Origin of the sequence: Streptomyces bikiniensis (assembly GCF_000716625.1) — a bacterium.
GTDB lineage: Bacteria > Actinomycetota > Actinomycetes > Streptomycetales > Streptomycetaceae > Streptomyces > Streptomyces bikiniensis.
Genome location: NZ_JNXJ01000008.1, coordinates 37,344 through 50,046, shown reverse-complemented (window position 1 = coordinate 50,046; position 12,703 = coordinate 37,344). Strand labels below are relative to the sequence as shown.

The window sequence follows — 12,703 nt, the reverse complement described above, 5'->3', positions numbered from 1 at the left end:
ACGTCAGTACGACTTCGGCAGCCCCAGCGTCTGATGGGACACGTAGTTGAGGATCATCTCGCGGCTGACGGGGGCGATCCGGGCCACGCGGGCCGCCGTGATCAGGCGGGCGAGGCCGAACTCCTTGGTGAGGCCGTTGCCGCCGAGGGTGTGGACGGCCTGGTCGACGGCCTTCACGCAGGCCTCGGCCGCCGCGTACTTGGCCATGTTGGCGGCCTCGCCCGCGCCGAAGTCGTCGCCCGCGTCGTAGAGCCGCGCCGCCTTCGCCATCATCAGGCGGGCCAGCTCCAGTTCGATGTGCGCCTGGGCCAGCGGGTGGGCGACGGCCTGGTGGGCGCCGATCGGGGCCTTCCAGACCTGGCGCTCCTTCGCGTACGTCACGGCCTGCGCGAGCGCGTACCGGCCCATGCCGATCGCGAACGCGGCCGTCATGATCCGCTCCGGGTTGAGCCCCGCGAAGAGCTGGAGGAGTCCCGCGTCCTCGTCGCCCACGAGCGCGTCCTCGGGCAGGTGCACGTCGTCCAGGGTCAGCTCGAACTGCTTCTCGTCCGCGTCGAGTTCCATCTCGATGTGGCGGCGCCCGAAGCCGGGGGCGTCGCGCGGCACGATGAACAGACAGGGCTTCAGCCTGCCCGTCCGCGCGTCCGACGTGCGGCCCACGATCAGGGTCGCGTCCGCGATGTCCACGCCCGAGACGAAGACCTTCCGGCCGTTGAGGACCCAGCCCTCCTCGGTGCGGGTCGCCGTGGTCGTGATGCGGTGCGAGTTCGAGCCGGCGTCGGGCTCCGTGATCCCGAACGCCATCGTCTTCGTGCCGTCCGCGAGCCCCGGCAGCCAGGCCCGCTTCTGTTCCTCCGTGCCGAACCGGGCGATGACCGTGCCGCAGATCGCGGGCGACACCACCATCATCAGGAGCGGCGCGCCGGCCGCGCCCGCCTCCTCCAGGACGATCGACAGCTCGGCCATGCCGCCGCCCCCGCCGCCGTACTCCTCGGGCAGGTTCACGCCCAGGTAGCCCAGTTTCCCGGCCTCGGCCCACAGCTCGGCCCGGTCGAAGCCGGGGCCGTGGCGCCGGCCGAGCGCGGAGACGGCGGCGCGGAGGGCGGTGAGTTCTTCGGTCTCGATCATGGTGCTCATGCGGACGGGTCCTCCTGTGCATCGGGCGGTACGACGGGCCGTTCTCAGGACTGCGCTTCGGGCCGTTCTTCGGTCTGTACGACGGCGAGCAGGGCGCCGACCTCGACCTGGCGGCCGGGGGCGGCGTGGAGCGCGGTGAGCGTGCCGGAGGCGGGAGCGGTGACGCGGTGCTCCATCTTCATGGCCTCCAGCCAGAGGAGCGGCTGCCCGGCGGTGACCGCGTCGCCGACGGTGAGGCCGTCCGCGACCCGGACGACGGTGCCGGGCATGGGGGCGAGCAGGGAGCCGGGCGCGGTCTGCTCGCGCGGGTCGGTGAAGCGGGGGCGGGCGGTGAGGCGGTGGCCTCCCACGTGGACCGTGCCGTCCTCGTAGGCCGTCACGTCGAAGTGGCGCACGACCCCGGCCGTTTCGAGGCTCACCCGGTCCGGGGCCGCCGCCACGACCCGTACCCCTTCCGGTGCGGTGACCTCGTAGCCGCCGTCCCGCGTCGGCCGGTAGCGGACCTCGTGGTCCCCGTCCGCCCCTCCGCCCGCTCCCCCGTACGCCCCTCCGTACGTCCGCGTCTCGTCCTGCGAGCGCAGGTTGCGCCAGCCGCCGCCGAAGCGGCCCCGGCGGGTGGAGGCGGCGGCGAGGGCGGCGGCGACGGCCGCGAGCTCCCCGCCCTCCGGGGCGGTGGTGAGCGCGGGCAGGTTCCGGTCGTAGAAGCCGGTGCCGAGGCGGTCCGCCGTCGCGTACTCGGGGTGGCGGAGGGACGCGACGAGCAGGTCCCGGTTGGTGACCGGGCCGTGGATCCGGGCCCGTTCCAGGGCGCGGGCGAGCTTGCGGACGGCCTCGGCGCGGGTGGGGGCGTGGGCGGTGAGCTTGGCGATCATCGGGTCGTAGTGGACGCCGATCGCGTCCCCGGAGGCGTACCCGGTGTCGAGCCGGACCCCTCCCGGCACGTCGAAGAGGCGCAGGGCGCCCGTCTGCGGGGCCCAGCCCCGGGCCGGGTCCTCCGCGTACAGCCGGGCCTCGATCGCGTGGCCGCGCGGGGCCGGGGTCTCCGGCGGCAGCTTCGCGCCCTCGGCGACGGCGAGCTGGAGGGCGACGAGGTCCACCCCGTACACCTCCTCCGTCACCGGGTGCTCGACCTGGAGGCGGGTGTTCATCTCCAGGAAGTGCGCCCGGCCGTCCGCGACCAGGAACTCGACCGTGCCCGCGCCGACGTAGCCGACGGCCTTGGCGGCGCGGACGGCCGTGTCGAGGAGGGAGGCCTCCAGGGCGGCGGGCAGGCCGGGGGCCGGGGCCTCCTCGATCACCTTCTGGTGGCGGCGCTGGAGGGAGCAGTCGCGGGTGCCGAGCGCCCAGACCGTGCCGTGGGCGTCGCAGAGCAGCTGCACCTCGACGTGGCGCCCGTCCTCCACGTACGGCTCGACGAAGACCTCGCCGTCCCCGAAAGCGCCCGCCGCCTCCGCCGACGCGGACTCCAACTCACCTGCCAGATCGGGCAGTTCCCGTACGATCCGCATGCCGCGGCCGCCGCCGCCCGCCGCCGCCTTCACCAGGACCGGCAGGTCGGCCTCCATGAGCCGGGCCGGGTCCAGGGGCGCGATGCCCAGGAGTTCCTTGGCGCGGGTCTTCGAGGCCATGGCCTCGATCGCGGCCGGGGGCGGGCCGATCCAGACGAGCCCGGCGTCGGTCACCGTACGGGCGAAGTCGGCGTTCTCGGAGAGGAAGCCGTAGCCGGGGTGGACGGCGTCCGCGCCCGCCGCGAGGGCCGCCTCCACGATCAGGTCGCCGCGCAGGTACGTCTCCGAGGGCGCGGCCCCCGGCAGCCGTACCGCCGCGTCGGCCTCCCGTACGTGCAGGGCGCCGGCGTCCGCGTCGGAGTACACGGCGACGGTGGAGACGCCCAGGTCGCGGCAGGTGCGGAAGGCGCGACAGGCGATCTCGCCCCGGTTCGCGACCAACAGCCTGGAGATCATGACTCGCCTCACATTCGGAAGACGCCGAAGCCGCCGCGCGCGCCCTCGACCGGTGCCGTGTGGATCGCGGAGAGGCACAGCCCGAGGACCGTGCGGGTGTCGCGGGGGTCGATGACCCCGTCGTCGTAGAGCCGTCCGGAGAGGAACATCGGCAGCGACTCGGACTCGATCTGCGCCTCGACGAGCGCCCGCAGACCGGCGTCGGCCTCGTCGTCGTAGGGCTGCCCCTTCGCCGCCGCCGACGCCCGCGCCACGATCGACAGGACGCCCGCGAGCTGCTGCGGGCCCATGACGGCGGACTTGGCGCTGGGCCAGGCGAAGAGGAACCGGGGGTCGTAGGCCCGGCCGCACATGCCGTAGTGCCCGGCGCCGTAGCTCGCGCCCATGAGCACCGACAGGTGCGGGACCTTCGAGTTCGAGACGGCGTTGATCATCATCGCGCCGTGCTTGATGATGCCGCTCTGCTCGTACTCCTTGCCGACCATGTAGCCGGTGGTGTTGTGCAGGAAGACCAGCGGAACGTCCCGCTGGTTGGCGAGCTGGATGAACTGCGCGGCCTTCTGCGACTCGGGCCCGAAGAGGACGCCCTGCGCGTTGGCCAGGATGCCGACCGGGTAGCCGTGCAGGGACGCCCAGCCGGTGACCAGGCTCGGCCCGTACAGCGGCTTGAACTCGTCGAAGTCCGAGCCGTCCACGATCCGGGCGACGACCTCGCGCGGGTCGAACGGGGTCTTGAGGTCGCCGGGGACGATCCCGAGCAGTTCGTCCTGGTCGTACTTCGGCGGCTCCGCGGACGCCGGATCGGGGTGCGCCTTGCGGTGGTTGAGGCGGGCGACGATCCGGCGGGCCTGCCGGAGCGCGTCGGCCTCGTCCACGGCGTAGTGGTCGGCGAGGCCGGAGGTCCGGGCGTGCATCTCGGCGCCGCCCAGGGACTCGTCGTCGCTCTCCTCCCCCGTCGCCATCTTCACGAGGGGCGGCCCGCCGAGGAAGACCTTCGACCGCTCCTTGATCATCACGGCGTGGTCGGACATGCCGGGGACGTACGCGCCGCCGGCCGTCGAGTTGCCGAAGACGACCGCGATCGTCGGGATGCCGGCGGCGGAGAGGCGGGTGAGGTCGCGGAAGAGCGCCCCGCCCGGGATGAAGATCTCCTTCTGGGAGGGCAGGTCGGCGCCGCCGGACTCCACGAGCGAGACGACGGGGAGGCGGTTGGCGTACGCGATCTCGTTGGCGCGCAGGGCCTTCTTCAGGGTCCAGGGGTTGGAGGCGCCGCCGCGCACGGTCGGGTCGTTGGCGGTGATCAGGCACTCGACGCCCTCGACGACCCCGATGCCGGTGACCAGGGAGGCCCCCACGGTGTGGTCGCTGCCCCAGGCGGCGAGCGGCGACAGTTCCAGGAAGGGGCTGTCGGGGTCGATCAGCAGCTCGATGCGCTCCCGGGCGAGCATCTTGCCGCGCTTCCGGTGCCGGGCCGTGTACTTCTCGCCGCCGCCCGCGAGGGCCTTGGCGTGCTCGGCGTCGAGGGCGGCGAGCTTGTCGAGCATGGCGGCGCGGGCGTCGGCGTAGTCGGGTCCGCCGGTGTCGAGGGCGGAGGCGAGGACGGTCACGGGGATTCCTCTCGGGAGGCTTTCGTTACGACGGTCACAGCAGCCCCTCCGGTACGTCGATCTCGCGCGAGCGCAGCCACTCGCCGAGGGCCTTGGCCTGGGGGTCGAAGCGGGCCTGGGAGGCGACGCCCTCGCCGAGGATCCCGGCGACGGTGAAGTTGAGGGCCCGCAGGTTCGGCAGCACGTGCCGGACGACGGGCAGGTCCGCCGTCTCGGGCAGCAGCGCCCGGAACCGCTCGACGGTGAGCGCGTGGACCAGCCAGCGCCACTCCTCGTCCGTGCGCACCCACACGCCCACGTTGGCGTCGCCGCCCTTGTCGCCGCTGCGGGCCCCGGCGATCCGGCCGAGGGGGACGCGGCGGACGGGCCCGTCGGCGGGCGGCTCGGGAAGCTCCGGCTCGGGTACGGGTTCGAGGACGCGGGTGCGGGGCGGTACGGGAATCCCCTGGCGGGTCCCGTCGGGGAGCACGGCCGTGTGCGGGACCTCGGCGGCGTCCACGTGCACCGTCTCGAAGACCCCGTAGGGGGAACCCTTGGCGGGCGGGGCGGTGACGTGGAAGCCGGGGTAGCTGGCGAGGGCCAGTTCGACGGCGGCGCCCGTGAGGGTGCGGCCGACGGCGTCGGGGCCGGGGTCGCGGACGACGAGCCGCAGCAGGGCGCTCGCGGTCTCCTCGGTGCCGGCGTCGGCCCGGTCGGTGCGGACGAGGTCCCACCGCACTTCCGCCGGACGGGACCCGCCCCGCACGAAGGCGTCCTCGATCTGGTCCCGGACGAGCGCGGCCTTGGCCTCGACGTCGAGGCCGGTGAGGACGAAGACGACCTCGTTGCGGAAGCCGCCGAGGCGGCTGAGCCCGGCCTTGAGGGTGGGCGGCGGGGCCTCGCCCCGGACGCCCTCGATCCCGACCCGGTCGGGGGCCTCCTGCGTGAGCCGTACGGTGTCGAGCCGCGCGGTCACGTCGGGTCCGGCGTAGCGGGCGCCCGCCGTCTCGTAGAGGAGCTGGGCCGTGACCGTGCCGACGTCGACCAGGCCGCCGGTGCCGGGGTGCTTGGTGATCACGCAGGAGCCGTCGTCGTGGAGTTCGGCGAGGGGGAAGCCGGGGCGGCGCAGGAGGGCGGGGTCGTGGTCGCGGAAGAAGGCGTAGTTGCCGCCGGTGGCCTGGGTGCCGCACTCCAGGACGTGCCCGGCGACGACCGCGCCCGCGAGCCGGTCGTACTCCTCCGGGCCCCAGCCGAAGTACCACTGCGCGGGCCCGGTGACGAGGGCGGCGTCGGTGACGCGGCCGGTGACGACGACGTCGGCGCCGGCGGCGAGGCAGGCGGCGATGCCGGCGCCGCCGAGGTAGGCGTTGGCGGCGAGGGCCCCGTCCCGGGCGGGCAGCCGGTCGCCCTCGACGTGGGCGACCCGCACGGGCAGGCCGAGCTTGCCGGCGAGGGCGCGCAGGGCGTCGGCGAGGGCGGCGGGGTTGAGGCCGCCGGCGTTGGTGACGATCCGGGTCCCGCGCTCGTGGGCGAGGCCGAGGCCCTCCTCCATCTGGCGCAGGAAGGTCTTGGCGTACCCGGTGGACGGGTCCTTGAGGAGGTCGCGGCCGAGAATGAGCATGGTCAGCTCGGCGAGGTAGTCACCGGTGAGAACGTGCAGCCTGTTGCCGGAGCCGTTGCTGCTGCCGTTGCCGTTGCCGTTGCCGGGGTCGCCGCCGGTGAGCATCTCGCGGACGGCGTCGAAGCGGTCGCCGTAGAAGCCGGAGGCGTTGCCGATGCGGAGGACCATCAGGCCTCCTCGGAAGGCATACGGGCCGGGCGCCCCGCTCCGGCCGGACCGGCGAAGGCCTGGGCGAGGGTAAGCCAGTGCGCGGCGTCGGGGCCGTGGGCGACGAGGGCGGTGTCGTCGCGGTGGACGCGCTGGGTGACGAGGAGACAGAAGTCGAGGGCGGGTCCGGTGACCTTCTGGGCGGCGCCCTCGGGCCCGTACGTCCACGACTCCCCGCCGGGCGATACGAGTTCCACCCGGAAGGGCTCGGCGGGGGGCTGCTCGCCCCGGACGAGGTAGGCGTAGTCGCGGGCGCGGTGGCCGATCCAGGCGACGTGCCGGAGGCGGGCGGTCGGCGCGCGGACGACCCCGAGGGCGTCGGCGACGTCCTGGCCGTGGGCCCAGGTCTCCATCAGCCGGGCGGTGGCCAGCGCGGAGGCGCTCATCGGCGGCCCGTACCAGGGGAATCGGGCGCCGGGCGGGGCGGCGCGCAGGGCCTCCTGGAGCCGGGCGCGGTCGGCGCGCCAGCGGTCGAGCAGGACGGCGGGCGGGAGCGCGGCCCCCTCCTCGGCGCCCTCGTCCACGAAGCGGTCGGGGGCAGCGAGGGCCTTCTCGGTCTCGGCGGCGAAGGCGTCGGCGTCGGTGGCGGCGAGGAGGGCGGCCCGGTCGGTCCAGGCGAGGTGGGCGATCTGGTGGGCGATCGTCCAGCCGGGCGCGGGGGTGGACGCCTTCCACTCCTCCTCCCTCAACTCGCTCACGAGACGGTCGAGTTCGTCACTCTCGTCGCGCAGGTCGTCAAGGAGGACGACGGGGTCGGACACGGTGCGCTCCCCTCGGGGACGGGCGGTCGCGGTCACGGTCGCGGTCGCGGTCGCGGATGCGACCACGGGCACGGGCACGGGCCTTCGCGGAGGAGCATGGCAGTGGGGAGAGAAACAAGCAAGCGTGCTTGCTTTAGTTTTGGTGAGAGCTTGAACCGACCGCCTGACCCACATCCGGGACCGCCGCACCAGCGAGGCGAGCGCGGCGGCGCCGACGAGGGCGAGGGAGCCCAGAGGGGGGGCCGCGCCAGACCGGTCATCGATCGCGTCTGCGCCGTTCCCGACGGCGACGATCCACCCGGCGGTCCCCACCGGCATCATCGCGGTGGCCGGGGGGCGGGCGATCGCACTTCACGGAGCTGAGGACGGTCCCCGGCACGGCGGGCCTGGAGGGCCTGCTTGCGGAGGTGAAGAAGCTGGGGCGGGGCGGCGGCTGGACCTGCCCGCGGACCTGTCCGCGAACGTGTCGGAGAAGCTGGTGGACGCCTGACGGGCCCGTGCGTCGAAGGAGCACCCGGCGAACCTGGAGCGGTTGAAGCCGCCACGACGGCTGACGCTCAGGAGTGGGGGCGGAGCCGAAGAAGGTCCGCGGCAAGGAGGCGGTGCTGCTGCGGGTCGCGGAGGCGGTCTTGCCGGAGCCGTCCGGCGCGGTGCGGCGAGTGGTCTTCCCGGTGGTCGGCGGGGAGAAGACGCTCAAGGCGCCGGAGGCGGAGGCCGCGGCGAACGAGGCCCGCCACAAGGCGCGGGCGCGTACCGTGCTGCGGTCGTCGTACTCGGCGCACTGCGGCGGATGCTGTCGCCGCCGCCGAAGGCGCTGGAGCTGAAGTGCAACAACACCGCCCACCGGCCGGTGATGGACGCGATCGACCTGCTGGGGCTGTACCCGGAGCAGCCGCTGGGGGAGGGCGCCACGGGCGGGGCCGCGATCGTCAAGCACGGCGAGCCGTGGATCGGGGCCTCCCCGGGCGGCAAGCAGGAGGAGCCGGAGTCGCTGGTGGTGATCAAGGCGGGGGTCGAACGGCGCCGGGGCACCATCGATCCGGTCCATCGGCAGTACGACCAGATCGTGAAGTACACCACCGCGCTCCACCCGGGCACCGCCGAGGCAGAGCGGGTCCTGCGCCGCTTCGCCCACGGCGGCCCCAAGCACCCCACCCACCAGGGGATCCAGGAGCCGGGCCGGTCGGTGCGCACCTCGTTCGTCCGCTTGCAGCCGGACCTGGCCGCAGGGGCCGTGACGGGGTCCGGCCCGCGTACCCCCGGGGTCCGGAGCGCGGCGTCCTCCGCGTGACTGGCGCCGGGCGTACGGCGAAGGCATGGGTCGGGCGGGCGTGCCGCTGCGCGTGCATCCTCTGCTCCCACCCGGCGCCGGTGGCGTGCTTCAGTCGGTCTTCGCCGACTCGTCGAAGAACCTGACGATCCGGGGCAGGGCCTGCCGCACCGATCCGTTGTGGTCGTGATCGCCGACGTCGGTCAGCCGGCGTGCGGCGCCGTTCCTCGTCAGCTGGTCCGCACAGTAAGCCGCGTGGCTGAAGTCGACGTCCTTGTCGCCCCGGCCGTGGAAGATCTCCACCGGTACGTTCGGCCGCCAGTCGCATGTGTTGTCCATCGGGCGCAGCTTGTCCTTGAGGACACCGTCGGGCTTGCGGATCTTGTTCAGGAAGTCCTCGGTGAACAGGTCCTTGGAGGTCGCCGGGAGTTCGCTGACGATCTGCCCGGCGGTGTGATGGCCGTCGAAGAGACCCTCCACCTTGCTGTCGTAGGGGGAGCGGAAGGCATCGCCGGGTGACGTGTAGAGGCCGTACATCTTGTTCCAGGCGGTGGCGAAGTAGGCGAGGTAGATGCCGGATTTGGCGATCTTGTCGTCGGCCGCGGCGGCCTCGAACGCCGAGAGGTTGTAGGGGCCGCCGACCGGGGCGAGTGCGCCCAGCCGGAAGTAGCGGTCGGCGCCCTCCTGCTGAAGCGCCCGGCCCACCAGCATGGTCGCGGGGCCGCCCTGCGAGAACCCGCTGACCTGAACCTTCCGCTTCAGTTCCCGGCCGTTCCGGCGGGCGAAGGTCCGGGCCGCGCGCAGACCGTCCACTGAGGCCGCGACGGTGGCCCGAGGGTCGCCGTACGGGTGGAAGCCTTCGCCGGAGCCGAGGCCCACGTAGTCGGGCGCCGAAACGGCGCGCCCGGTCGAGGCGAACAGCAGCGCGACGAGCCGGTCATTCGACTCCGGGTTCTCCGAGGCGACGTCCTTGCGGTGGACGGTGGTGCCGTGCAGCCAGGAGACGGTGGACAGATGGCGCGCCCCGTTTCTGGGCAGGACGACGAGCTGGCTCGCGGTCGTGGGGGCGCCCGCGCTGTCGGTGGTGCGGTAGGTGACCCGATAGGCGGTCACGCCGTAACGCACCTGGGACGAGTCGATCTTGCCCTGGAGTTCCCCGGCCACTTCCTCCGCCGTGAGGTCGGCTGCTCGCTCGACGGAGACGACGGCCCCGCCCTGCATTCGCTCATCGTGGGAGCCGGCCGCCGCCGGGACCGGAGCCACCAGGGTGGACACACTGCCGAGGACCGCCGCACCTGCCAGAATCCGGATTCCTGTTCGCCGTAAAGTCATGGATGGATCATGCCCGTCGGCCGCTCCGCCGGGACATGGAGCGACCCCCCGGCTGCGAAGGGGGGAACCCCCCTTGCGGTCCGTCGGGGACACCGGATGCCCGTCCCCCACGGGCCGGGCGTGACCAGGTCCTGTAATCCCGGCCCGGACACCGGAGAGCCAGTAACCCGCCGGCGGGTTTCGGATGTTCAGCGACGGCGGCGGGCGGCAGGGGCACGCTCGGCGGCGTGCCGGGCGACCGCGTCGGCGCCGGGGCGGGCGTACCGCTCCGGGAAGGGGAGGGGTGCCACGCGCGCGGTACGCCGAGGCCGACGGACAGATCCCCTACAGAATTCGTGCCGCGGAAGAGCGGCGCGCGGCCCGTACCTCCGCCAGGTGTACGGGCCGCGCGTCCTGCATGCACCGGGCCCGCGGTACGGGGGGAACCACGGGCCCGGCGTTCTGGAGCGGTCCCACGCGCTCACCCTTCGTGTGCCCGGGAAATCCGACGGCATGCGCGCCGTCCCACGGCTTTTCCGCCGCTCCCCGCCCGCCCCTATCCAGCGGCGAAGCGCCGCGGTCGCGGGACGAGCTCGCCCCCGCAGTTGGGGCAGATGCTCCCCAGGGCGTCGGCGCACGGCACGCAGAAGCTGCACTCGTACGAACAGATCCGCGCGGGTCCGTCGGCCGGCAGGACCACCGTCTCGCAGCGCTCGCAGCGGTTGCGCATCTCCAGAGCCATGATCGGCTTCCCTCCCTCGTGCGGCTGTGACCACCCCATGCTCTTGCCCCGCCCCTGCCGGCTCAACAGCCCGGCGGCCAGGGTTCGACGGAATCGGGCCGCCCGCTCCGCCCGTCCGGGCGGTGGATAACGTGCGGGCATGACGACGACGGGGGAGCGACGGGTCCTGTACCGGCAGGGCACCGGGTTCTGGCGGATGACGGCGAAGTGGGCCCTGGTCTTCGGGGCCCTCTGTCTGCTGGACGGCGGGCTGTTCCGGTCGTGGGGCGACGCCCTGGTCTGGCCGATGATCGGGATCCTGCTGTGGGTGCCGTTCGGGATCGGCGTCGCCTGGTACCCGAGGAAGGACCACCTGGTCACCCTGACGACGCACGAGCTGCGCGTACGGCGCGAGCGGTTGCCGATGGAGCGGGTGAACCTGCTGCACGTGGCGCGGCTGTGGCTGGAGGGCCGGTCGACGGCGGACGACCGGCCGGTGGCGGAGTGGACGCGGTCCGACCGGGTGGTGTGGGTGCCGCTGCACGACGGGCGCGCGTACGGCGTGGAGTTCCGCGACCCGGCCGCGTTCGCCGGTATCTTCGGCGACTTCGCGGTCGCCGCGTGCGGCGGTCCGGAAGCCGTCCGCGCGAGGGCCGCGACGGCCACCTACCCGGACCCCCGCCCGATGCGGGCCCGCTCGTCCGACAACGGCTCCCGGGCGGACCTGCTGGACCTGTTCGACTGAGCGCCGGAAACGTACGGCCGTGCGGGTCGTACCGGTCGACAACTGGTCACTTCTCGTTCGACGTTGCCCGGCCGGGCCGGGGCATACCCTTGGCGTGAGGTGAGTGCCGATGTCCGCAGGGTTGGCAGACAACGTCAGGAAGTACCGGCGAACGGCAGGACTGAGCCAAGAGGGGCTGGCCGAAGCGGCCCGGCTCTCGCTCAGCACCGTTCGCAAGGTCGAGCAGGGCGGGCACGTCAGCATGGACACCCTCGCCGCCCTCGCCGGCGCCCTCGGGGTCCCGACCTCCGCCCTGTTCTCCAGTGAGGCCCCCAGGTCCGTCGTCGGCGCTCGGGATGAGGAGAACCGCCGCCACCTGGCCGAACTGCGGCGGGCCCTCATGCCTCCCGTCGGTCTCACCACGCCCCTCTCCGGGACCGCCGGAGCGAGGGACCCCGCCGCCGTCCGCCGGGCCGTACAGGACGGGCACGCGCTCTACCAGGCGGACCGGTACGACGCGGTCGCGAAACGGCTTCCCCCGCTGCTCCGCGGTTCCGAGGCCGCCGTGTCGGCCCTCGAAGGCGAAGAGCGGGAGCACGCCGTGATCGCGCGCGGCCACGCGCTGCTCCTCGCGGGCAAGTACCTCACCCAGGTCCGGCAGTACGACATGGCGTACCACGCACTCGCGGAGGCCATCCGGCTCGCCCGCGAGGCCGGACGGACGCAGTTGGCGGCGACGGGGATCGTAGGGCTGTGCTGGCTGCTCCTCCGGCAGGACCGGTTCGACGAGAGCGAGCGGCTCGCGGCGCGGACGGCGGCGGAGATCGAACCCCGCATGTCCGAGGCGACGCCCGCGCGGCTCGCCGTGTGGGGCGAGCTGTGGCTCCGGGTGGCGGCCGCCGCCCGGCGGAACAACCGGCCGGACGTCGCACAGCACGCCCGCCGCATGGCGGCCACCGCCGGGGGCGCCCTGGAGCGCGAGCACACGGACTTCCCCTCGCACTGGAGCGCGTTCGGCCCCGTGACGGCCGAGGCGAAGGCCGTCGAGGACCTCGCCCTCGTGGGGGACGGGCGGGGTGTCCTCCGGCGCGCGGACGACGGCCCCCTGAGCACCAGGGCCGTCGGACACTTCGGCCGGTTGAGCACGAACAACTGGGGTCGGCACCGGCTGGACGTCGCCCGCGCCCACGTCCTGCTCGGGTCCCACCAGGACGCCATGGACGAGCTCGCCCACCTCCGCGCCGCCGCCGGCGTCTGGCTGACGCACCAGCCGATGGCGCGGCACGTGATGGAAGACCTCCTGAAGACGCGGAAACGGACGCTGACCGAGGACATGCGCAGCATGGCCGCTCATCTCGGAATCACCGGGTAACTACTGCGGAGCGTGGCGGTTCCCTTCCC

General features: G+C 73.7%; 11 protein-coding genes. 4 read left to right on the top strand and 7 right to left on the bottom strand.

Annotated features, from left to right (window positions below; all coding sequences use genetic code 11):
- Nucleotides 1–3: 3 nt before the first annotated feature.
- The 5 genes from OO47_RS07660 to OO47_RS07640 are packed head-to-tail and all read right to left on the bottom strand — an operon-like array spanning nt 4 to nt 7,276.
- Nucleotides 4–1,137, bottom strand: coding sequence for an acyl-CoA dehydrogenase family protein (locus OO47_RS07660; protein WP_030208593.1), 1,134 nt, complete (start codon nt 1,135–1,137; stop codon nt 4–6).
- Nucleotides 1,138–1,181: 44 nt separating this feature from the next.
- Nucleotides 1,182–3,101 (bottom strand): acetyl/propionyl/methylcrotonyl-CoA carboxylase subunit alpha, encoded by a 1,920-nt coding sequence (locus OO47_RS07655; protein WP_030208590.1) that lies wholly within the window; start codon nt 3,099–3,101, stop codon nt 1,182–1,184.
- A gap of 8 nt (nt 3,102–3,109) precedes the next feature.
- Nucleotides 3,110–4,708, bottom strand: a complete 1,599-nt coding sequence (locus OO47_RS07650; protein WP_030208587.1) for an acyl-CoA carboxylase subunit beta — start codon at nt 4,706–4,708, stop codon at nt 3,110–3,112.
- Between the two features lie 34 nt (nt 4,709–4,742).
- Nucleotides 4,743–6,476 (bottom strand): acyclic terpene utilization AtuA family protein, encoded by a 1,734-nt coding sequence (locus OO47_RS07645; protein ID WP_030208586.1) that lies wholly within the window; start codon nt 6,474–6,476, stop codon nt 4,743–4,745.
- Nucleotides 6,476–7,276 (bottom strand): TIGR03084 family metal-binding protein, encoded by an 801-nt coding sequence (locus tag OO47_RS07640; RefSeq protein ID WP_030208583.1) that lies wholly within the window; start codon nt 7,274–7,276, stop codon nt 6,476–6,478. The genes OO47_RS07645 and OO47_RS07640 overlap by 1 nt, the downstream gene beginning before the upstream one ends.
- A gap of 563 nt (nt 7,277–7,839) precedes the next feature.
- Here OO47_RS07640 and OO47_RS36040 point away from each other — a divergent pair.
- A complete protein-coding gene (locus OO47_RS36040) occupies nt 7,840–8,100 on the top strand; it encodes a hypothetical protein (protein ID WP_106969356.1) in 261 nt (86 codons plus the stop codon).
- A complete protein-coding gene (locus OO47_RS07630; protein ID WP_030208577.1) occupies nt 8,067–8,567 on the top strand; it encodes a Tn3 family transposase in 501 nt (166 codons plus the stop codon). The genes OO47_RS36040 and OO47_RS07630 overlap by 34 nt, the downstream gene beginning before the upstream one ends.
- 90 nt (nt 8,568–8,657) lie before the next feature.
- On the opposite strand, the gene OO47_RS07625 is transcribed toward OO47_RS07630, so the two are convergent.
- Nucleotides 8,658–9,878: a lipase family protein gene (locus tag OO47_RS07625; RefSeq protein WP_030208576.1), complete on the bottom strand. Its 1,221-nt coding sequence runs from the start codon at nt 9,876–9,878 to the stop codon at nt 8,658–8,660.
- A 535-nt stretch (nt 9,879–10,413) separates the two neighbouring features.
- A complete protein-coding gene (locus OO47_RS07620; RefSeq protein WP_030208574.1) occupies nt 10,414–10,599 on the bottom strand; it encodes a DUF1272 domain-containing protein in 186 nt (61 codons plus the stop codon).
- A gap of 139 nt (nt 10,600–10,738) precedes the next feature.
- Between OO47_RS07620 and OO47_RS07615 the strand changes: the two genes are divergently transcribed.
- Nucleotides 10,739–11,323, top strand: coding sequence for a hypothetical protein (locus OO47_RS07615; protein ID WP_030208572.1), 585 nt, complete (start codon nt 10,739–10,741; stop codon nt 11,321–11,323).
- 109 nt (nt 11,324–11,432) lie between these two features.
- A complete protein-coding gene (locus OO47_RS07610) occupies nt 11,433–12,674 on the top strand; it encodes a helix-turn-helix domain-containing protein (RefSeq protein ID WP_030208565.1) in 1,242 nt (413 codons plus the stop codon).
- Nucleotides 12,675–12,703: the final 29 nt, after the last annotated feature.

Coding starts and splice junctions, on each gene's coding strand:
- OO47_RS07655 (WP_030208590.1), bottom strand. CDS start 3,101: ATGATCTCCAGGCTGTTGGTCGCGAACCGGGGCGAGATCGCCTGTCGC.
- OO47_RS07645 (WP_030208586.1), bottom strand. CDS start 6,476: ATGGTCCTCCGCATCGGCAACGCCTCCGGCTTCTACGGCGACCGCTTC.
- OO47_RS07630 (WP_030208577.1), top strand. CDS start 8,067: ATGCTGTCGCCGCCGCCGAAGGCGCTGGAGCTGAAGTGCAACAACACC.
- OO47_RS07660 (WP_030208593.1), bottom strand. CDS start 1,137: ATGAGCACCATGATCGAGACCGAAGAACTCACCGCCCTCCGCGCCGCC.
- OO47_RS07615 (WP_030208572.1), top strand. CDS start 10,739: ATGACGACGACGGGGGAGCGACGGGTCCTGTACCGGCAGGGCACCGGG.
- OO47_RS07620 (WP_030208574.1), bottom strand. CDS start 10,599: ATGGCTCTGGAGATGCGCAACCGCTGCGAGCGCTGCGAGACGGTGGTC.
- OO47_RS07610 (WP_030208565.1), top strand. CDS start 11,433: ATGTCCGCAGGGTTGGCAGACAACGTCAGGAAGTACCGGCGAACGGCA.
- OO47_RS07625 (WP_030208576.1), bottom strand. CDS start 9,878: ATGACTTTACGGCGAACAGGAATCCGGATTCTGGCAGGTGCGGCGGTC.